This is a genomic window from Xanthomonas sp. 1678 (assembly GCF_031455575.1).
Taxonomy (GTDB): Bacteria; Pseudomonadota; Gammaproteobacteria; order Xanthomonadales; family Xanthomonadaceae; genus Xanthomonas_A.
On record NZ_JAVDSZ010000002.1, the window covers coordinates 364,075 to 384,534 of the forward strand.

Annotated in this window: 16 protein-coding genes; 13 read left to right on the forward strand and 3 right to left on the reverse strand. The window is 70.2% G+C overall.

Annotated elements, in window-relative coordinates; genetic code table 11:
* Positions 1 to 292 precede the first annotated feature (292 nt).
* Together J2Y70_RS04695 and J2Y70_RS04700 are read right to left on the reverse strand one after the other, a co-directional pair.
* Positions 293 to 2,278: a sigma-54-dependent Fis family transcriptional regulator gene (locus J2Y70_RS04695; RefSeq protein WP_309913914.1), complete on the reverse strand. Its 1,986-nt coding sequence runs from the start codon at positions 2,276 to 2,278 to the stop codon at positions 293 to 295.
* A gap of 287 nt (positions 2,279 to 2,565) precedes the next feature.
* Entirely contained in the window at positions 2,566 to 3,498 is a 933-nt protein-coding gene (locus J2Y70_RS04700) for a carbohydrate kinase family protein (protein WP_263395776.1), read from the reverse strand.
* Between the two features lie 261 nt (positions 3,499 to 3,759).
* Here J2Y70_RS04700 and J2Y70_RS04705 point away from each other — a divergent pair, with 261 nt between their 5' ends.
* The 6 genes from J2Y70_RS04705 (at position 3,760) to J2Y70_RS04730 (ending at position 11,489) form a co-directional block, all read left to right on the forward strand.
* Positions 3,760 to 4,806: a rod shape-determining protein gene (locus J2Y70_RS04705; RefSeq protein WP_003465837.1), complete on the forward strand. Its 1,047-nt coding sequence runs from the start codon at positions 3,760 to 3,762 to the stop codon at positions 4,804 to 4,806.
* Positions 4,807 to 4,976: 170 nt separating this feature from the next.
* Positions 4,977 to 6,098 carry a rod shape-determining protein MreC gene (gene mreC, locus J2Y70_RS04710; protein ID WP_309913920.1) on the forward strand — a complete coding sequence of 374 codons (1,122 nt, stop codon included), beginning with the start codon at positions 4,977 to 4,979 and terminating at the stop codon, positions 6,096 to 6,098.
* Positions 6,095 to 6,583: a rod shape-determining protein MreD gene (gene mreD / locus J2Y70_RS04715; RefSeq protein ID WP_263395774.1), complete on the forward strand. Its 489-nt coding sequence runs from the start codon at positions 6,095 to 6,097 to the stop codon at positions 6,581 to 6,583. The genes mreC and mreD overlap by 4 nt, the downstream gene beginning before the upstream one ends.
* Before the next feature lies 1 nt (position 6,584).
* Positions 6,585 to 8,645: a penicillin-binding protein 2 gene (mrdA, locus tag J2Y70_RS04720; protein WP_309913922.1), complete on the forward strand. Its 2,061-nt coding sequence runs from the start codon at positions 6,585 to 6,587 to the stop codon at positions 8,643 to 8,645.
* Positions 8,642 to 9,760 (forward strand): rod shape-determining protein RodA, encoded by a 1,119-nt coding sequence (gene rodA / locus J2Y70_RS04725; RefSeq protein WP_309913925.1) that lies wholly within the window; start codon positions 8,642 to 8,644, stop codon positions 9,758 to 9,760. The genes mrdA and rodA overlap by 4 nt, the downstream gene beginning before the upstream one ends.
* Before the next feature lie 397 nt (positions 9,761 to 10,157).
* Positions 10,158 to 11,489: an AcvB/VirJ family lysyl-phosphatidylglycerol hydrolase gene (locus tag J2Y70_RS04730; RefSeq protein WP_309913927.1), complete on the forward strand. Its 1,332-nt coding sequence runs from the start codon at positions 10,158 to 10,160 to the stop codon at positions 11,487 to 11,489.
* Between the two features lie 90 nt (positions 11,490 to 11,579).
* Here the strand turns inward: J2Y70_RS04730 and J2Y70_RS04735 are convergent, their stop codons facing one another.
* Positions 11,580 to 11,843: a hypothetical protein gene (locus tag J2Y70_RS04735; RefSeq protein ID WP_309913930.1), complete on the reverse strand. Its 264-nt coding sequence runs from the start codon at positions 11,841 to 11,843 to the stop codon at positions 11,580 to 11,582.
* On the opposite strand from J2Y70_RS04735, the gene J2Y70_RS04740 reads away from it, so the two are divergent.
* The 7 genes from J2Y70_RS04740 to J2Y70_RS04770 all read left to right on the forward strand — a co-directional run bounded on the left by J2Y70_RS04740 (position 11,842) and on the right by J2Y70_RS04770 (position 20,394).
* Positions 11,842 to 12,990 (forward strand): NAD(P) transhydrogenase subunit alpha, encoded by a 1,149-nt coding sequence (locus J2Y70_RS04740; protein WP_309913933.1) that lies wholly within the window; start codon positions 11,842 to 11,844, stop codon positions 12,988 to 12,990. The genes J2Y70_RS04735 and J2Y70_RS04740 overlap by 2 nt on opposite strands.
* Before the next feature lie 3 nt (positions 12,991 to 12,993).
* Entirely contained in the window at positions 12,994 to 13,323 is a 330-nt protein-coding gene (locus J2Y70_RS04745) for an NAD(P) transhydrogenase subunit alpha (protein WP_309913935.1), read from the forward strand.
* Positions 13,324 to 13,327: 4 nt separating this feature from the next.
* Entirely contained in the window at positions 13,328 to 14,734 is a 1,407-nt protein-coding gene (locus J2Y70_RS04750) for an NAD(P)(+) transhydrogenase (Re/Si-specific) subunit beta (RefSeq protein ID WP_309913938.1), read from the forward strand.
* 67 nt (positions 14,735 to 14,801) lie between these two features.
* The gene (locus J2Y70_RS04755; protein ID WP_309913942.1) at positions 14,802 to 16,193 is read left to right on the forward strand and encodes an NAD-dependent succinate-semialdehyde dehydrogenase; all 1,392 of its coding nucleotides are present in this window, start codon (positions 14,802 to 14,804) and stop codon (positions 16,191 to 16,193) included.
* Between the two features lie 214 nt (positions 16,194 to 16,407).
* On the forward strand, positions 16,408 to 17,547 hold the full coding sequence (gene mltB / locus J2Y70_RS04760; protein WP_309913947.1) for a lytic murein transglycosylase B: 1,140 nt from the start codon (positions 16,408 to 16,410) through the stop codon (positions 17,545 to 17,547).
* On the forward strand, positions 17,544 to 18,989 hold the full coding sequence (locus J2Y70_RS04765) for a septal ring lytic transglycosylase RlpA family protein (RefSeq protein WP_309913950.1): 1,446 nt from the start codon (positions 17,544 to 17,546) through the stop codon (positions 18,987 to 18,989). Before mltB ends, J2Y70_RS04765 begins: the two co-directional genes overlap by 4 nt.
* A 193-nt stretch (positions 18,990 to 19,182) precedes the next feature.
* A complete protein-coding gene (locus J2Y70_RS04770; RefSeq protein ID WP_309913952.1) occupies positions 19,183 to 20,394 on the forward strand; it encodes a D-alanyl-D-alanine carboxypeptidase family protein in 1,212 nt (403 codons plus the stop codon).
* Positions 20,395 to 20,460 lie beyond the last annotated feature (66 nt).

Genomic DNA, 20,460 nt, shown 5'->3' on the forward strand with positions numbered 1-20,460 from the left:
CTGTTGTGGGAGCGACTTCAGTCGCGACATCGAAGCCGGACAGCCTCCGGCTTCGATGACAGTCGGGACTGAAGTCCCTCCTACAAAAAAGCGGTGCGGGTAGGGTGTCGCAAACGGCGGATGGACATCGCCGCACCCAGCGCCGGCGCTCTGATCCCTGCTTCGGGCGACGGCTTTTCTGTAGGAGCGGCTTCAGCCGCGACCCCGAAGCCGGAGGGCATCCGACTTCGGGGTCGCGGCTGAAGCCGCTCCTACAGGGATGGCATGACCGATCGGCTGTTGCGCTTGGAACTCAGACCGTCGCCAACCCATGCTTGCGCAGCTTGCGGTACAGGGTGTTGCGGCTGATGCCGAGCGCGTCGGCGGTGCGGCTGACGTTCCAGCGGTGCCGTTCCAATTGCTGTTGCAGCACGCTGCGTTCGGCGCTGTCCAGGGCGGCGCGGCCGGGCATGTCGTCGGCGGCGACCGCGTCGCCGTTGACCAGGCACGGGCCGCTGTCGGCGTCGACGATTTCCTGCGGCAGGTTGGAGATGCGGATCATGCTGTCGGCGCACAGCACCGCGGCGGTGCGCAGCACGTTGCGCAGCTGCCGCAGGTTGCCCGGCCAGGCGTAGCTGAGCAGCTTGTGCAGCGCGTCCTCGCTGATCCGCACGTGGCGCTCGCCGCTCTCCTCGCGCAGCAGGGTGCGGATCAGTTCGGCCTTGTCGCTGCGTTCGCGCAACGGCGGCAGGTGCAGCACCACGCCGTTGAGGCGGTAGTACAGGTCCTCGCGGAACTCGCCGACGGCCACCATCTGCCCCAGGTCGCGGTGACTGGCGCTGATCACGTGCAGTTCCAGCGGCATCGCCCGGTCGCTGCCCAGCGGGGTCACGCTCTGTTCTTCCAGCACGCGCAGCAGCCGCGTCTGCAGCGGCAGCGGCATGTCGCCGATCTCGTCCAGGAACAGGGTGCCGCCGCTGGCCTGCAGCAGCTTGCCGTGGCGGCCCTCGCGCGCGGCATCGGTGAAGGCGCCGCGGGCGTAGCCGAACAGCTCGCTCTCGATCAGCGCTTCCGGGATCGCCGCGCAGTTCACCGCCACGAACGGCCGCGCCGCCCACGGCGAGCTGCGGTGCACCGCCTTGGCGAATTCTTCCTTGCCGGTGCCGGTGGCGCCGCACAGCAGGATCGACACGCGATGCGCCGCCAGCTTCAGCGCGTTGTCCAGGTTATGGCGCATGCGCGGATCGGAGCCGACGTGCTCGCGCGCATAGGCGGCCTCGCCGCTGTCGGCGCTGGCGGCGTGCGCGCGCCCAGCGGCAGCGTCGCGGCGCGGCGGCTGCGCCAGGGCGAAGAAGCGGCGCCCGTGGCAGGCGCAGCGGATCGACCACAGCGTGCTGGCCTCGTTGCGCGCGCGCTGCTCCACCGTGTCGAAGTCCAGCTGCATCACCTGCGAGATGTCGCGCCCGACCAGCAGGCCGCGCTCGCCCTTGCCGAGCTGTTCCAGCGCCGCTTCGTTGACCGCGAGCACGCGGCCGTCCTCGCCGATCGCCATCAGCGCCTCGTGCAGCAGGCCGGCGAATTCCGGGCGGCTGTGGAAGCGCAGGATCCACGCGTGCCGGTACTGCTCCAGGAAATACGAACGCGCGATCTGCGCCGCCGACATGCGCACCAGCGCGCTGGTATGGCGCTGCACCAGCTTGGTGTCGCGCGCGTCGGGGGTGGAGGCGTCCAGCACCGCCAGCAGGTCGCCGTGCGGGTCCAGGATCGGCGCGCCGCTGCACGACAGCGGCAGGTGCCGGACCAGGTAGTGCTCGCCGCGGTGCACGCCCAGCGCGCTGCGTTCCACCGCGCAGGTGCCGATGCCGTTGGTGCCCTGGTAGCGCTCGGCCCAGCTGGCGCCGCAGAACAGCCCGGTCTGGCGGAACTCGCGCAGCAGTGCCGGGTCCTGCACGCTGTGCAGCACGGTGGCCTCGGCGTCGGCGACCACCACCGCGTAGCCGCCGCCGGCGATCTGCTCGTAGAGGTTCTCCATTTCCACCTTGGCGATGCGCAGCACTTCCTCCAGCCGTTGCTGGCGCTCGCGCAGTCCGCTGCCGTCGTGGACCATCGGCGAAGGCGTGGCATCGGGGTTCAGCCCGTACTCGTCCAGGCAGCGTTGCCAGGACCGCGCCAGTGCCGGCGGCAGCGGTTCGATCTGGCGGAAATGGCGCATCCGCGCCAGCAATGCCGGCTCCGCCTCGGCGACGGACGACGCCTTGGCTGCGGCCTGCAGGAGGTTGGCTACAGTCAACTCCGACACGTGCGCCCCTCGATCCGACCCCGGATCAGGCAGCCAGTGACGCACAAACCCGTCCCATGCTCAAACCGCAGTGCAGCAAAAGCCGGGATTGGGGATTCGGGATTGGGGATTGGCAAGGGCGGGTGGCCCGCGGCGGGTCGGTCCGGGCCATCCAAACAAAAAAACCGCGCAAATGCGCGGTTCTAGTGAAAATCAAGCGCCAGGACCGGCTTTTACGAATCCCCAATCCCCAATCCCGGCTTCTCAACGGATCCCCAATCCCGAATCCCCAATCCCCAATCCCGGCCTTACAACGCATACCCGAACTGCTGCTTGAACTGGTCGTTGAACTCGTCGAAATCGAAGCGCTGGTTCTGGGTGCCCGGGTGCTCCACCTTCAGCGCGCCCATCAGGTTGCCCATCCGCCCGATCGTCAGCCAGTCGCAGCCGCGCTGGATACCGAAGATCAGGCCGGCGCGGAACGCGTCGCCGCAGCCGGTCGGGTCGACCACGCGGCGCTCGTGCGCCGGCGGGATGTCGTAGGTCTTCTCGGGGGTATAGACCAGCGCGCCCTTCGGGCCCTGGGTGGTGATGTAGGCCTGCACCCGCGAGACGATGTCCTGCTCGTTCCAGCCGGTGCGCTCCTGCAGCAGGTTGGACTCGTAGTCGTTGACCACCACGTAGTCGGCCTGCTCGATGAAGGTGCGCAGTTCCGGGCCGCTGAACAGCGGCATCGCCTGGCCGGGGTCGAAGATGAACGGGATGCCGGCGGCGGCGAATTCCTCGGCGTTCTGGATCATGCCCTCGCGCCCGTCCGGGCCGACCAGGCCCAGGGTCACGCCCGGCACGTCGCGCACATGGTTCTCGTAGCTGCGCATCATCGCGCCCGGATGGAACGCGGTGATCTGGTTGTTGTCGTGGTCGGTGGTGATGAATGCCTGCGGGGTGAACAGGTCCTCGATCACCTTGACCCGCGACAGGTCGATGCCGAGCGTCTCGAAGTGCTCGCGGTACGGGCCGAAGTCCTGGCCCACCGTGCCCATCGGGATCGGGTCGCCGCCCAGCAGGTGCAGGTTGTAGGCGATGTTGCCGGCGCAGCCGCCGAACTCGCGGCGCATCCGCGGCACCAGGAACGACACGTTCAGGATGTGCACCTTGTCCGGCAGGATGTGGTTCTTGAACTGGTCCGGGAACACCATGATGGTGTCGAAAGCGAGGGAACCACAGATCAGTACGGACATCGGGCAGGCCTTGGCGGAGGGATGAGCCCGCATTCAGGCGGGCGACGTGCGGGGTCGCCGCGGCGCAAAGGGTAACGGCTGCGGCCGGGCAGGGCCAGAAGCACGATGCACGGCGCCCCCGCGAGGGGCGCGCAAGGCGCGGTTTTAGCGAGAATTTTCCTTGCCCGCACCCAGGTGGGTTGCTAGGCTAGCGGACTTCGTTTTCTGCCCATTTTTTCGCCATTCGGCGACGGCACGCGCCTCCCAGGACCCAATCCCCCGATGTTCAAGAAACTCCGCGGCATGTTCTCCAACGACCTGTCCATCGATCTGGGCACGGCCAACACCCTCATCTACGTGCGTGGCCAGGGCATCGTGCTGAACGAACCGTCGGTGGTCGCGGTGCGCCAGGACCGGGCGATCGGCGGCACCCGTTCGGTGGCCGCGGTCGGCGCCGAGGCCAAGCAGATGCTCGGCCGCACCCCGGGCCACATCACCACCATCCGCCCGATGAAGGACGGCGTCATCGCCGACTTCACCTACACCGAGGCGATGCTGAAGCACTTCATCAAGAAGGTGCACAAGTCGCGCTTCCTGCGCCCGAGCCCGCGCGTGCTGGTGTGCGTGCCGGCCGGCTCGACCCAGGTCGAGCGCCGCGCGATCAAGGAATCGGCCGAAGAGGCCGGTGCGCGCGACGTGTACCTGATCGAGGAACCGATGGCCGCGGCGATCGGCGCCGGCATGCCGGTCACCGAGGCACGCGGCTCGATGGTCATCGACATCGGCGGCGGCACCACCGAGGTGGCGGTGATCTCGCTGAACGGCATCGTCTACTCGCAGTCGGTGCGCATCGGCGGCGACCGCTTCGACGAGTCGATCACCAACTACGTGCGCCGCAACCACGGCATGCTGATCGGCGAGGCCACCGCCGAGCGCATCAAGCTGCAGATCGGCTGCGCCTATCCGCAGGAAGAGGTGCAGGAGATGGAGATCTCCGGCCGCAACCTAGCCGAGGGCGTGCCGAAGATGATCAAGATCAACTCCAACGAGGTGCTCGAGGCGCTGCACGAGCCGCTGTCGGGCATCGTCTCGGCGGTCAAGCTGGCGCTGGAACAGACCCCGCCGGAACTGTGCGCCGACGTCGCCGAGCGCGGCATCGTGCTGACCGGCGGCGGCGCGCTGCTGCGCGACCTGGACCGGCTGATCTCCGAGGAGACCGGCCTGCACGTGCAGGTCGCCGACGACCCGCTGACCTGCGTGGCCCGCGGCGGCGGCCGTGCGCTGGAGCTGGTGGACATGCACGGCAACGAGTTCTTCGCGCCGGAGTGATGGTGAGGCCGGGAATCGGGAATGGGGAATGGGGAATCGAACCCCCCATCCGCACCGATATTGCTGGCTCCGCGTCCGCCACCGTGCCTGCGCCCCGGCCCGATCGAGCCGGGATCGCGCTGTTGTTGTCCGATTCCCCCTTCCCGATTCCCCCTTCCCGGCCCTGATCCGTGCCTCCCTACGCCGGTCCCCCCGTCACTGCCCGCCCGGGCGAAGCCGCCAGCACGCCGCGCCTGCTTGCGTACCTGGCCCTGGCGGTGGTGCTGATCGTGCTCGATGCGCAGGCGGGCTGGCTGAAGCAGGTGCGCAGCCAGACCAACCTGCTGGTGCAGCCGCTGTGGGCGCTGGCCGGGCTGCCGGGCCGGCTCGGCTCGCAGGTGCAGGAGAACGCCGCCAGCCATGCGCAACTGGTCAGGGAAAACCGCGCGCTGCGCAACGAGCTGCTGATCGCCAAGGCGCGCCTGACCCGGCTGCAGACCGCGGCGCTGGACAACGCGCAGCTGCGCGAGCTGCTCGGCGTGGCCGAGCGCCGCGGCCTGGACGTGCAGCTGGCGCCGATCCTGGACATCGACCTGGACCCGACCCGGCAGCGCCTGGTGCTCGACGCCGGCGGCCGCGACGGCGTGCACGTCGGCCAGGCGGTGATCGACGCCGGCGGTCTGATGGGCCAGGTGATCGAGGTGACCCCGCTGCATTCCACGGTGCTGCTGCTGACCGACCCCGACCACGCGGTGCCGGTGACCGTGGCGCGCAACGGCGTGCGCCTGATCGTCTACGGCCGCGGCGACACCCTGCAGCTGCGCGACGTACCGCTCAGCGCCGGGGTCGAGGTCGGCGACGAGATCGTCACCTCCGGCCTGGGCGGCCGCTTCCCGGCCGGCTTCCCGGTCGGCACCGTGTCGGCGCTGCGCCCGGACGACACCCACGCCTTCCTGGTCGGCGACCTGAAGCCGGCGGCGAAGCTGGACCGGGGGCGGGACGTTTTGCTGCTGCGACCTTCGGTCGCGGCAGCGGGACCGGGGCAGCCGGGAGAATCGGGACCAGGGACCGGGGACCGGGGACCCGGTAGCAGCAACGGCGACAGCAATGCGACGCATGGACCGGCTCAAGGGCACGGTTCTGCGCCCGCTGCTGCGCCGACGGCCGGCTCGGTACCCGATCGGACCTCCGCTCCTGACCGGGTCCCCGGTCCCCGGTCCCCGGTCCCGGCGGCTGCGCAGGAGCCGCGCTCTTCCCCAATCCCGAATCCCGAATCCCCAACCCCGGCGTCTCCGCAGGAGACGCAGCAATGAGCCGCCCCCGCAGCAAAGGCTGGGTGCTCCCGGCCAGCGTGGTCCTGGCGCTGGTGCTGGGCCTGCTGCCGTTGCCGCTGGTGCTGCAGCCGCTGCGCCCGTATTTCCTGGCGCTGGTGGTGGCGTACTGGGTGATCGAGACGCCGGACACGGTCGGGCTCGGTTTCGCCTTCGCCATCGGCGTGGTCGCCGACCTGCTGTACGGCGGAGTGCTGGGCGAACAGGCGCTGCGGCTGGTGATCCTGGGCTTCATCCTGCAGCGCTTCCGCGCGCGCATCCGCTTCTTCCCGATGTCGCAGCAGGCGCTGGCGATCGGCGGGCTGCTGGTCAACGACCGCATCGTCGCTGCGGCCGTGCACCTGGCGGTGGGCGAGCCGCCGTTGCCGTGGAACTATTGGTGGGCGCCGCTGCTGGGCATGGCGCTGTGGCCGCCGCTGTTCGTGCTGCTGGACGCGCTGCGGCTGGGCCGGCGGAGCAAGAAGTAGCGTGGCCTTGACCACCCGCCGCACGCAGAAGAACCCGCACGCCGAGGCCGAGCAGTTCCGGCGCCGCGCGGCGCTGGGCTTCCTCGGCGTGCTGGTCGCGCTGGTCGGGCTGGGCGCCTGGTACTTCAAGCTGCAGGTGCTGGACCACGACGTCTACGCCACGCGCTCGGACGCCAACCGGATCAAGCCGCGGCCGGTGGTGCCGGGGCGCGGCATGATCTACGACCGCAACGGCCGCCTGCTGGCCGAGAACGTGCCCGCGTTCCGGCTCGACGTGACCCCGGACAAGGTCGAGGACATGGACGCGCTGCTGGCCGAGCTGGGCAAGGTGATCGCGCTGGCGCCGGAGGACATCGAACGCTTCCAGGCCGCGCGGAAGGCCAGCCGCAGTTTCCGCCCGATCACCCTGAAGTTGCGGGTCAGCGAGGAGGAGCGCGCGCGCTTCGCGGTCGACCGCTGGCGCTTCCCGGGCGTGGAGCTGGAGCCGTACCTGACCCGGCACTACCCCTACGGCGAGCTGTTCGCGCACATCATCGGCTACGTCGGCCGCATCGACGAGAAGGACCTGGAGACGCTGGGCGAGGGCAACGCGGCGCTGACCCACATCGGCAAGTCCGGGCTGGAGCGCTATTACGAAGAGGCGCTGCGCGGCAAGGTCGGCTACGAGCAGGTCGAGACCAACGTGCAGGGCCGCGCGATCCGCACCGTCGGCCGGGTGCCGGCGCAGTCCGGCGCCGACCTGCGCCTGTCCATCGACGCCGACCTGCAGCGCGCGATGGTCGCCGCGTTCGGCGACTTCCAGGGCTCGGCGGTGGCGATCGACCCGCGCACCGGCGAGATCCTGGCGATGGTCAGCCTGCCGTCCTACGACCCCAACCTGTTCGTCAACGGCATCTCGCATGCCGATTTCCAGGCGCTCAACAGCGACCTGTCGCGGCCGCAGTTCAACCGGCTGGTGCTGGGCGGGGTGGCGCCCGGCTCGACCATCAAGCCGTTCATGGGCCTGGCCGGGCTGGACAGCGGCACGCGCCGCCCGGAAGACAAGATCCTGTCCACCGGCATGTTCTACCTGCCCGGGGTCAGCCGCGGCTGGGGCGACTCGCACCGCGGCGGGCACGGCTGGACCGACCTGCGCAAGTCGATCTCGCAGTCGGTCAACACCTACTACTACAAGCTGGCCATCGACATGGGCATCGGCAAGGTCGACCAGTACATGACCCGCTACGGCTTCGGCGCGCCCACCGGCATCGACCTGATCGGCGAGAGCGGCGGCATCGTGCCGTCGCCGGCGTACAAGGCGAAGAGCCGCAAGGAAGCGTGGTACCCCGGCGACACGGTCAACATCGCCATCGGCCAGGGCGACTGGAAGGTGACGCCGCTGCAACTGGTGCGCGCGGTGGCGGGCATCGCCGACGGCCAGCTGCGCACGCCGCACCTGGTGATGGCGCGGCGCGGCGCGTTCGACCAGCCATGGACGCCGGTGCCGCTCGGCACGGGCAAGCCGATCAGCGACAATCCCGGCAACCTGCAGGCGGTGCGCGAAGGGATGATGGACACCATGCGTCCGGGCGGCAGCGGCCATGCGATCGCGGTCAGCGCGCCGTACCAGATGGCCGGCAAGACCGGCACCGCGCAGGTGGTCAGCCGCAAGGGCACCGCCGCGGTGGATCCGCGCAGCCTGCCGATGCACCTGCGCCACCGCTCGCTGTTCGAGGGCTTCGCCCCGGCCGAGCAGCCGACCATCGCGCTGGCCATCGCGGTGGAGGGCGGCGGCTACGGCGCCAGCACCGCCGCGCCGATCGCGCGCAAGATCTTCGATGCCTGGCTGCTCGGCCGCCTGCCCGCGGGCATCGAGCCGCTGGACAGCCTGCGCGGCGCCACCGCGTTCGGCAGCGAGCTGTACTACGCCGAGGATCCGGGCTCGCGCGCCGCCGCCGACGCGGTGGCGCTGGCCGCCGGCGAGCTGCCGGTGCTGGTCGGCCCGGTCGCGGTGGATGCCGCCAGCGTGGCGGTGCCGGCCGCGCCGCCGCCGATCCCCGACGAGATTCCGGACGAACGATGAAGGATTTCCTGCGCTGGCTGGCCGATCTCGGCGGCCGCTTCGCCCGCACCCTGGACTGGCCGCTGTGCCTGGCCCTGGGCGCGCTGATGGTGATCGGCCTGGCGGTGCTCAAGAGCGCCGGCGGCCAGTCCGGCGGCAACCACCTGATGCTGGCGCAGGGCATCCGCTTCGCGATCGGCGCGGCGGCGATGTGGGGCCTGTCGCGGGTCTCGGCGCTGCGCCTGCGCGCGTGGACGCCGCTGATCTACGCGCTGTCGATGCTGCCGCTGCTGGCGGTGTTCGCGCTGGGCACCGGCAAGTACGGCCGGCAATGGCTGGACCTGAAGGTGTTCTACCTGCAGCCGGCCGAGCTGCTGAAGATCAGCATGCCGATGATGGTGGCCTGGTATCTGCACCGCGTGCCGCTGCCGCCGCGCCTGCCCACGGTGCTGGTCAGCGCGGTGATCATCGGCCTGCCGACCGCGCTGATCATGCTGCAGCCGGACTTCGGCACCGGCGTGCTGATCGCCGCCAGCGGCGGGTTCGTGCTGCTGCTGGCCGGGCTGCCGTGGTGGTGGGTGGGCATCGCGGTGGGCGGCGTCGCCGCGGCCGCGCCGGTGGCCTGGCTGTGGCTGCTGCGGCCGTACCAGAAGGACCGGATCATGATGTTCCTCAATCCGGAGAACGATGCGCTCGGCGCGGGCTGGAACATCATCCAGTCCAAGATCGCGATCGGCTCCGGCGGCCTGCACGGCAAGGGCTGGGGCCTGGGCTCGCAGTCGCACCTGAACTTCATCCCCGAGCAGACCACCGACTTCGCGTTCTCCGTGCTCAGCGAGGAATTCGGCTGGATCGGCGTGGCCACGGTGCTGACCCTGTACCTGGTGGTGATCGGGCGCTGCCTGTGGATCGCCGTGCAGGCGCGCGACACGTTCTCGCGGCTGCTCGCCGGCGCCACCGGGCTGGCGTTCTTCGTCTACGTACTGGTCAACGGCGGCATGATCTCCGGGCTGCTGCCGGTGGTCGGGGTACCGATGCCGCTGATGAGCTACGGCGGCACCTCCGCGGTGTCGCTGCTGGCCGGCCTGGGCCTGGTGATGGCGGTCAAGGCGCACCGTCCGGTGCACGGCTACTAGCGACTGCGCCCGGCCATCCGCGCCGGCGCGAACGCGGCGGGGGCGGCCTGCCCGAATGCCGGCGCCTTCGACCGGCACGCACTGGCTTAACCGCAAGCAAGCATCAAGGTGGCAACCGATTGCGGCGTGTGTCGGCGCTGCGCACAATCCGCGTCGATGCCACGTCGCGGTGCCGCTGCTTGCGGCCCGTCGCGAGCGCAGGATCCGTTCCGGGTGAGCCATGCGCGGCGTCGACGCCGCCCGGCCGACCCGCGTCCACCGAGGGAGCCAGCACCGCGCAACGTCGATCCGGGCCTGGCCCGTGTCGCTCACCTGCGTCCGTTCGTGTGCGGTAGTCCCTCGCTCGTCCTTTCCGTGATTCCTGCCCGTTCGGCTGTGCCGACATGGATGTGCGTCGATGAAATTCCCGCGGTTGTGGTTGCTGGGCAGCGTGCTGCTGGGCCTGGCCGGCTATGCCGTCGCGCGTGCCTATTTCGCGCCCGGCATCGTGCATTGCTGCGGCTATGGCCGCATCGTCCTGACCAGGCCGCCGGGGCCGGTGCAGGGCATGGTGATCCTGCTCGCCAGCGGCACGCCGGCGCAGCGGCGGGCGGCGACCGCGCGCATCGCCGCCACCGGCGCGCTGGTGGCGACGGTCAACGGCGATCGCTACCAGGCCCGGCTGCAACGCGCAGGCCGCGGCTGCAGCCATGCCTGGCACGATGCCGAGCAGCTGAGCCGGCGCCTGCAGCGCGACCTGCACGGGGAGCGCTATTTCCTGCCGATGCTGGCCGGCAGCGGACGCGCGGCGACGCTGGCCGAGCGCATCGTCGGCGCCGCGCCGGCGGCGACCCTGGGCGGCGCGATCGGCGTGGCGCCGGCGCCGACCGAGGTCTGCGCCGGCACCGCGCAAGCCAACGCCGCGCAAGGCTTCGTCGATATCGCGCCGGCACCCGCCGCCGCAGCGGACGCGGCGCTGGCCGCACGCGTGGCCGCGCACCTGCACGCGCCGGTCAGCGGCGGCGCGCTCGAGGATCTGCCGTTGACCGAGCTGCCGGTGCGCACGCCGGGCGCACCGCTGGCGATCGTGCTGTCCGGCGACGGCGGCTGGCGCGATATCGACAAGGGCATGGCCGAGGCCCTGCAGCAACGCGGGATCGCGGTGGTGGGCTGGGACAGCCTGCGCTATTTCTGGCACGCCAAGCCGCCGGCGCAGTCCAGCGCCGATCTGCGGCGGGTCATCGCCTACTACCAGCAACGCTGGCACCCGCAAAAGATCCTGCTGGTCGGCTATTCCTTCGGCGCCACCGCGCTGCCGTTCATGTACAACCGGCTGCCGCCGGCGCAGCGCGCGCAGGTCGGGTTGCTGGCGTTGTTCGGCGTCGACCACAAGGCCGATTTCCAGATCCGCGTGCGCAACTGGCTGGACCTGGGCGATGCCGACGACGCCGAACCGGTGCTGCCGGAGATCGCGCGCATCGCCCCAGCGCAGCTGCTGTGCGTGTACGGCGACCAGGAAAAGGACACGCTGTGCCCGGAGCTGCGCGACAGCGGCGCGCAGATCGTCGCGCTGCACGGCGGCCACCATTTCGACCAGCGTCCGGCCGGCTTGGCGACGATCGTGGACGCGCGTTGGCAGCAACTCGCAGAGGACGCGCGCCATCCTATGGCGACAGTCGACACCGGCCATCCTCACCCAGCCGCGGTGCCGGCCGTTGCGCTGCGCGCGCAGCCTGGCGCCCTTCAATAGAGCCGTGCCCGGCTGCCTGCCGGGCATGGGCCGACGCGCCGCGTGGCATCCGCCGCGATCGGCGATGCGCGCGCGTTCGCCGAGCCGCGATCAACGCGCCGTCGACGTCGCCACGCCGAAGGCAAACAATGCACGTACCGCCTCACTCTGAAATCGCCTGCCGGCGTGCGGCGGCAAGCCGATCTGTCGCTCGCGTCGGTCGGTTGCCAGCCCGATAGCGCCGACAGGCGCCGCCGCCGCCTCGTCCAGCGCCTGTACCGCAGGCCAATACGTCGGCCGCAATTGATCGCAATCAATGTCGGCGGTGGCGCGCACGCGCACCGTGTCTGTACTTACCGACAGGCACTGGCTCATGGCGTTCACCGTAGCGGTAGTGAAGGAACAGCAAACCGGCGAGCGCCGCGTGGCGATGGTGCCGACGGTGCTGCCGAAACTGGCGAAGCTGGGCGCGCAGCTGCGCCTGCAGGCGGGAGCCGGTGTGGCCTCGCGCTTCGCCGATGCGGCCTATGCCGGCGCCACCGTGCTCGACGATGCGCAGGACGTCGTCGCCGGCGCCGACCTGGTGCTGGCGGTGCAGGCGCCGTCGCTGCAGACGCTGGCGGCGATGCGTCCGGGCAGCGTGCTGGTCGCGATGCTGTATCCGGCCAAGGCGCCGGGATTGCTGGAGTTGCTGTGCGAACGCCGCATCACCGCGTTCGCGATGGAAACCGTGCCGCGGATCAGCCGCGCGCAGGCGCTGGACGTGCTGTCCAGCCAGGCCGCGCTGGCCGGTTACTACGCGCCGCTGCTGGGCGCGGTGCATCTGCCGCGGATCCTGCCGATGATGACCACCGCGGTCGGCTCGCTGCGCGCCGCGCGCGTGCTGGTGATGGGCCTGGGCGTGGCCGGCCTGCAGGCGCTGGCCACCGCGCACCGGCTCGGCGCGATCACCGAAGGCTACGACGTGCGCCCGGAGACGCGCGAACAGGCGCAATCGGTGGGCGCCAAGTTCGTCGACACCGGCATCGACGCGCGCGGCGAGGGCGGCTATGCGCGCGAACTCACTGCAGAGGAACGGGCCAAGGCCGCCGCGGTGCTGACCCAGCACATCCAGCAGGCCGACATGATCGTCACCACCGCCAACGTGCCCGGACGCATCGCGCCGATCCTGATCGACCGCGCGCAGATCGATGGCATGAAACCCGGCGCGGTAATCGTGGACCTGGCCGCCGACAGCGGCGGCAACTGCGAGGGCAGCGTGCCCGGGCAGACCGTCGAAGTGGGGCCGGTGACCATCGTCGCGCCGTTCAACGTGCCCTCGGCGCTGGCCCAGCACGCCAGCGAGCTGTACGCGAAGAACCTGCTGAACCTGCTCGAGCTGCTGGTCCGCGACGGCGCGCTGGCGCCGGACTTCGACGACGAAGTCGTGGCCGGTACCTTGCTGACCCGCGATGGCCAGCGCTGCCATCCCACGCCGCAGGCCGTCGCGCCTGCGCCTGCACCCGCCGCCAAGGAGTCCTGAGCGATGAATCTCGATCTGTCGATGAGCTGGATGATCGCGTTGTACGTGTTCATGCTCGCCGCGTTCACCGGCTACGAAGTGATCGGCAAGGTGCCGTCGATCCTGCACACGCCGCTGATGTCCGGTTCCAACTTCATCCACGGCATCGTCGTGGTCGGCGCGATGCACGCGCTGTTCAACGCCGACACCGTCGCCGGCCAGGCGATCGGCTTCGTCGGCGTGCTGCTCGGCGCCGGCAACGCCGCCGGCGGCTACGTGGTCACCGACCGCATGCTGGCGATGTTCAAGCCCAGCGCCAAATCCGCTTCCGCGTCCGCCACCCCAAAGGAATAGCGTCATGCTGCAGTTACTGGTGGAGCTGAGCGGGTTCGCCGCCGCCCTGTTGTTCATTCTCGGCCTCAAGCACATGTCCTCGCCGGTGACTGCGCTGCGCGGCATCGTGCTGGCCGGCATCGGCATGCTGGTCGCCGTCGCCGCCGCGTTCGGCTATCTGGCCGACCTGCAGCCGGGCGCGCAGCCGCATGCGCTGACCAATCTGGCCCTGGCGCTGCTGGCGCTGGCGCTCGGCGGCGCCTGGGCCTGGCGCAGCGGGCGCAAGGTCGCGGTGACCGCGATGCCGCAGATGGTGGCGCTGTACAACGGCATGGGCGGCGGCGCCGCGGCCGCGGTCGCGGCCGTCGCGCTGACCTCGCGGCAGCCGCAGCACAGCGGCCTGCACCTGGCGGTGACCGTGCTCGGCGCACTGATCGGATCGATCTCGTTGTCCGGTTCGGTGATCGCCTGGGCCAAGCTCGATGGCCGCATCAACACGGCGTGGCGCTTCAAGGGCCAGAGCGGGTTCAACGCCAGCGTGTTCCTCTGCGCGCTGGTACTCGGCGGCTTGGTGGTCGCGCAGATCGGCGGCGGCTGGGCGGCGCTGGCGTTCTTCGTCGCCGCACTGGGCTTCGGCATCCTGATGACGCTGCCGATCGGCGGCGCCGACATGCCGGTGGTGATCTCGCTGTACAACGCCTTCACCGGGCTGGCGGTGGGCCTGGAAGGCTTCGCGCTGCAGAACCCGGCGCTGATGATCGCCGGCATGGTGGTCGGCTCGGCCGGCACCCTGCTGACCGTGCTGATGGCCAAGGCGATGAACCGCTCGCTGGCCAACGTGCTGTTCAGCAATTTCGGCGACGGCGCGGCGGTGGTGCAGGGCGACGTGCAGGGTCGCATGACCGCGGTCGATGCCGGCGATGCGGCGGTATCGATGCGCTACGCCTCCAGCGTGATCATCGTGCCCGGCTACGGCCTGGCGGTCGCGCAGGCGCAGGCGCGGCTGTACGAACTGGTCAAGCTGCTGCAGGCCGCCGACGTGGACGTGAAGTTCGCGATCCATCCGGTCGCCGGACGCATGCCCGGGCACATGAACGTGCTGCTCGCCGAGGCCGGCGTGCCCTACGACCTGATCTTCGACATGGAAGACATCAACGACAGCTTCGCCAGCACCGACGTGGCGCTGGTGATCGGCGCCAACGACGTGGTCAACCCGGCCGCGCGCACCGACAAGGCCTCGCCGATCTACGGCATGCCGATCCTCAACGCCGACCAGGCGCACCAGGTCTACGTGATCAAGCGCGGCCAGGGCAAGGGCTATGCCGGCGTGGAGAACCTGCTGTTCTACGGCGACAACTGCGACATGGTCTACGGCGACGCCGCCGCGGTGCTCAACCGCATGGTGCAGGCGGTCAAGGAACTGGCCGTCTGACCGAACCGCTTCCCGTGCCGGCGCGACGACGCGCCGGCGCTTCCCGACCTTCCACGAGGACACGACCATGGCTTATGCGACCCGCAATCCCTACACCGGCGAACTGCTCGCCAGCTTTCCCGAGGCGACCGACGAGGCGGTGCTCGCCGCGATCGGCGCCGCCGATGCGGCCTTCCAGCAGTGGAAGAGCGCCTCCTTCGCCGAGCGCGCCAAGGTCATGCGCGCGGCGGCGCAGTTGCTGCGCGCCGACGTGCGCGGTTACGCGCAACTGCTGACCCTGGAAATGGGCAAGCTGATCGGCGAGGCCGAAGCCGAGGTGACCTTGTCGGCGGACATCTTCGAGTACTACGCGGTCAACGCCGAGCGCCTGCTGGCGCCGGAGAAACTGCCGGTGGCCGATCCGGCCGAGGGCGAGGCGATCGTGGTGCACGAGCCGCTGGGCGTGCTGCTGGCGATCGAGCCGTGGAACTTCCCGTACTACCAGATCGCGCGGATCATCGCGCCGCAGCTGTCGGCCGGCAACACGGTGTTGCTCAAGCACGCGTCCAACGTGCCGCAGTGCGCGGCCAAGTTCGAAACGCTGATGGCCGCGGCGGGGCTGCCGTCCGGCGCGTTCGCCAACCTCTACGCCACGCGTTCGCAGGTGGAGACCATCCTCAACGACCCGCGCGTGCACGGCGTGGCGCTGACCGGCTCGGAGGGCGCCGGCGCCATCGTCGCCGCGCAGGCGGCCAGGGCGCTGAAGAAATCGACAATGGAATTGGGCGGTGCCGATGCCTTCGTAGTGCTGGCCGATGCCGAGCTGGACAAGACGGTGAAGTGGGCGGTGTTCGGCCGCCATTGGAATGGCGGCCAGGTGTGCGTGTCGTCCAAGCGCATGATCGTCGTGCAGGAGCTGTACGAGCGGTTCCTGCAGCGCTACACGGAGGGTGTGGCCGCCCTCAGGGCCGGCGATCCGATGGACGCGGCGACCACGCTGGCGCCACTGTCCTCGCAGGGCGCGGCCGACGAACTGAAGCTGCAGATCGCCGCGGCGGTCGAACACGGCGCCACCGCCACCGAGGTCGGGCCGCCGGTGCCGGCACACGGCGCGTTCGTGCAGCCGACCATCCTGACCAATGTGACTCCGGACAACCCGGCCTACTACCAGGAGTTCTTCGGCCCGGTGTCGATGCTGTTCGAGGCCGCCGACGAGGACGATGCGGTGCGCATCGCCAACGAGTCGCCATTCGGCCTGGGCGGCTCGGTGTTCACCGCCGACACCGCACGCGGCGTCGAAGTGGCCAAGCGCATCTCCACCGGCATGGTGTTCGTCAACCACCCGACCATGGTCAAGGCCGACCTGCCGTTCGGCGGGGTGCGCCGCTCCGGCTACGGCCGCGAGCTGATCGGACTGGGCATCAAAGAGTTCGTCAACCACAAGCTGATCGATGTGGTGGATATCGACGCGCCGTTCTGAGCGTCGCTGCCGCGCAGCACTGCGGGCCGTCGGTGGCAACCACCGGCGGCCTTTGCGTTTGCGGTGCCCGGCCGGCGACGGTGCCGATGCCGGTGCCATGATCCACGAAGGCTCTCCGGCATGAATACGCCAACTGCGCTTGACTCGGGGCAAAGTTCTTTTTTTTCATGGCGTTATTGGTGGAAATTCATCTGGACTCTGTTAACCTGCCGGCATGATTCGACGCTCGCTGATTTGCCTGATCACGCTTGGCCTGGTCGCATGCGCGACCCAGCCCAAGGCTCCGACGCCGCCACCGCAGGCCAGTGCGCTGCCGCAAACCGCGCCGCCGCCCGCGCTGCCGGCCGGCACCGCGCCCGAAGCGGCGCCTGCGCCGCCGGTCGACCTGACCCCGGTGCCGTTCGAGATCGCGCGCGCCAACTTCGTCCGCGACACCGCGGCCAAGTACGGCCTGGACCCGGCGCAGATCGAGGCGACGCTGGCGCAGGCGCAGTTCAAGGATGCAATCGTGGCGGCAATGTCGCGCCCGGCCGAGCGGGTCAAGCCGTGGAACGAATACCGGCCGATGTTCATCAGCCAGGCGCGCATCGACGGCGGCCGCGCGTTCCTGGCCACGCACCGCGAGGAGTTGATGCGGGTGCAGGCGCGGACCGGCGTGCCGGCCGAGATCATCGTCGCGATCATCGGCGTGGAGACCAGCTACGGCAAGAATGCCGGCAGCTATCGCGTGCTCGATGCGCTGTACACGCTGGCGTTCCGCTATCCGCGCAGCGGCGACCCGGCCAAGCTCGAGCGCGAAGTGCGCCGCGAGCTGTTTTTCCGCGACGAACTCGGCCAACTGTTCGCGCTCGGCCGCGAGGAGAGCCTGGACGTCACCAAGCTGATCGGCAGCTACGCCGGCGCGATGGGCCTGGGCCAGTTCATGCCGTCCAGCTATCGCCAGTTCGCAGTCGACGGCGATGGCGACGGCAAGCGCAACCTGTTCACCGACTACGACGACGCGTTCTCCTCGATCGCCAACTACTTCGTCAAGAAGGGCGGCTGGGTGCGCGACGGCCTGGTCGCGGTGCCGGCCACACTGCGTCCCGGCGCCGAGGAATTCAATCCGACCGACTGGACCCCGAGCCATTCGCTGGCCGACCTGGCCGCGCGCGGCTACCAGACCAACGCACCGGTCCCGGCCGGCGCCACCGCCACGCCGATCGCGCTCGACGACGGCAGCGCCGGCAAGCAGTACTGGCTGGGCTTCCAGAACTACTACGCGATCACCCGATACAACATTTCCAAGATGTACGCGATGGCCGTGTTCCAACTGTCCCAGGCCATCGCCGGCAAGGAGTTACCCCCGGCATGAACCCGAACGCGTTGCTCCGGATCGTCCCCGTCGTCGCCCTGCTGGCGCTGGCCGCCTGCAGCAGCGCCCCGAAGAAGACCGCAGGCGGCGCGGCGGCGCCGGGGGTCAAGGTGGAAGGCCGCGGTCCGGCGCATGTCGCCACCGGTTGTCCGTCCACCTCGCCGTACGCGCCGGCCAAGGAAGACCCGTCCACGCGCGGCAACTACACCGCCGGCGGCCTGTACGCGCCGGGGGTCAGCGACAGGACCCCCGACTACGTGCCCAACGTCGCCTGCATCCCCGAACCGCTGGTCACCGCCGAGCCGCGTTCGCCGGTCGGCAACCGTTCGCCGTACATGGTGCTGGGCCGCGAGTACAAGATCATCGACGACCCGGACAGCTACGTCGAACGCGGCACCGCCTCGTACTACGGCAGCAAGTTCCATGGCCGGCTGACCTCCAACCGCGAGGTCTACGACATGTACGCGTTCACCGCCGCGCACAAGACGCTGCCGCTGCCGAGCTTCGCCCTGGTCACCAACCTGGACAACGGCGAATCGGTGGTGGTGCGGGTCAACGACCGCGGCCCGTTCCACGATGGCCGGGTCATCGACCTGAGCTACGCGGCGGCGGTCAAGCTCGGCATCACCGGCAAGGGCACCGGCCGGGTCGAAGTGCGCGGGTTGACCCCGGCCGACAACGGCAACCTGCTCGCGGCGCGCCGCGCCGGCAAGCAGGTCGCCACCGGCACCGCGCTGGCCAGCGCGGTGCCGGTGGCGGGCGCCGCCCAGACCGCCGCGGCGCGGCGCGCCACCGACATGGACAACCTGGTCAAGGCCTTGCCGGCCAAGTCGGCGAGCGTGGCCGCGGCCAAGCCGCCGGCGCGCGGCGCGGCGCTGGCCGCGCCCTCCGCCGCCAATGCAGCGGCCGCCGCGGCCGCAATGCCGGAAGGCGAGCGCTGGCGCTACCGGGTGCAGGCCGATGCCGACACCGCGGCCAACGCCGACCATTTCGACGACTGGATGAAATCGCGCGGCGTGCGCGTGGCCACCGGCAAGCCGGCCAAGCTCGACAAATCGGCCAAGACCGATACGGCCGTGGCCGCCACGCCGGCACCGCGGCGCGCCACCGCCACGGCCGCGCAGGCGCCCAGTGCCGTTGCCGCCGCTGCAACGCCGACGCCGACACCGACGCCGCGCGCGGTTGCCGATGCCGCCGCGGCGCGCGGCCCGCTCGGCATCCTGCTGCAGGTGGCAAGCTTCGCCAGCCGCGACAACGCCAACCGCGCGCTGTCGCAGCTGGCCTCGGCCGGCATCGTCGGCGCCAGCGTCAGCGACATCGTCTCCGGCGGGCGCACGCTGTGGCGGCTGCGGGTCGCGGCCGAGGACCATGGCCGCGCCGCCGAGCTGGCCAGCCGCATCGCCGGCCTCGGCTTCGGGCGCCCGCAGATCGTCAAGGACTGAGCGCGCGAACACCGCGCGCACGCCTGCGGCGGCCGCTGCCGCGCAGTCACGACGACGGCTTGCGGGCGCGCTCCGACACCGATGGCTTAACCGCCACTCCCGCCTGCGCCGCCGCAGCGCCTGGCCGGGCGCCGGGTGGCCCTACAATGCCTCGTTTACCATCGGCCCTCGGGCCCGCCAGGAGTCGTTTTAGATGAAATTCCGCTTCGCCGTCGCCGCCGTGGCCACCTTCGCCGTCGGCCTGGTTTCCGCGCAGACCCCCGGCCCGGTGCCGGCACAGCCTGCCGCCGCTGCCGCCGCGCCCGCCGCGGTGGCGATCCCGCCGGCGCCCAAGCCGGCCGTGTCCAAGTCCTGGGTGCTGATGGACTATGCCACCGGCCAGGTGCTGGCCGGCGAGAACGAACATGTGCAGGTGGCTCCGGCCAGCATCACCAAGGTGATGACGTCCTATGTGGTCGCCGCTGAACTGAAGCTGGGCAAGATCAAGCGCGACGACCAGGTCATGCTCAGCGAGCGCGCCTGGCGCGAGGGCGGCGCCGGCACCGACGGCAGCTACAGCGGCTTCCCGGTCAACCAGACCGCGCGTCTGGAGGACATGGAAAAGGGCATGGCGATCCAGTCCGGCAACGACGCGGCGATCGCGCTGGCCGAACACACCGCCGGCAGCGAGGAAGCCTTCGCCGCGCTGATGAACAACTACGCGGCCAAGCTCGGCATGACCGGCTCGCACTTCGTCAACGCCCATGGCCTGTCCGCCGAAGGCCACCACACCACCGCCTACGACCTGGCACTGCTGGGCCGGGCGATGGTGCGCGACTATCCGGAGACCTACGCCTACAACAAGGTCAAGGAGTTCAAGGTCGGCGACATCACCCAGCAGAACCGCAACCTGCTGCTGTGGCGCGACCCCAGCGTGGACGGCATCAAGACCGGGCACACCTCCGAGGCCGGCTACTGCCTGCTCAGCTCGGCGCAGCGCGGCGACCAGCGCCTGATCGCGGTGGTGATGGGCGACAGCTCCGAAAAGCAGCGCGCCGAGGACAGCCTGGCGCTGTTGAACTGGGGCTTCCGTTTCTTCGAGACCCACCGCCTGTACGAGCCGGGCAAGCAGGTCGCGCAGCAGCGCGTGTGGAAGGGCAGCGAGAAGGAAGTGCTGCTGGGCGTGGCGCAGCCGCTGCTGGTCGGCGTGCCGCGCGGCCGCTACAACGAACTGAAGCCGTCGATCGATGTGCCCAAGACCCTGGAAGCGCCGATCAAGCAGGGCCAGGCGATCGGCACGGTGAAGGTCTCGCTGGACGGCAAGGTGGTCGCGCAGGCGCCGCTGGTGGCGCTGAAGGCGGTCGAGGAGGCGGGCTTCTTCAAACGCCTGTGGGACAGCTTCTGGATGTGGTGGGAAGCGGAGTGAGTTGAAGAAAAAGCCGGCTTGCGCCGGCTTTTTCTTTGGGGATTCGGGATTGGGGGATTGGGGATT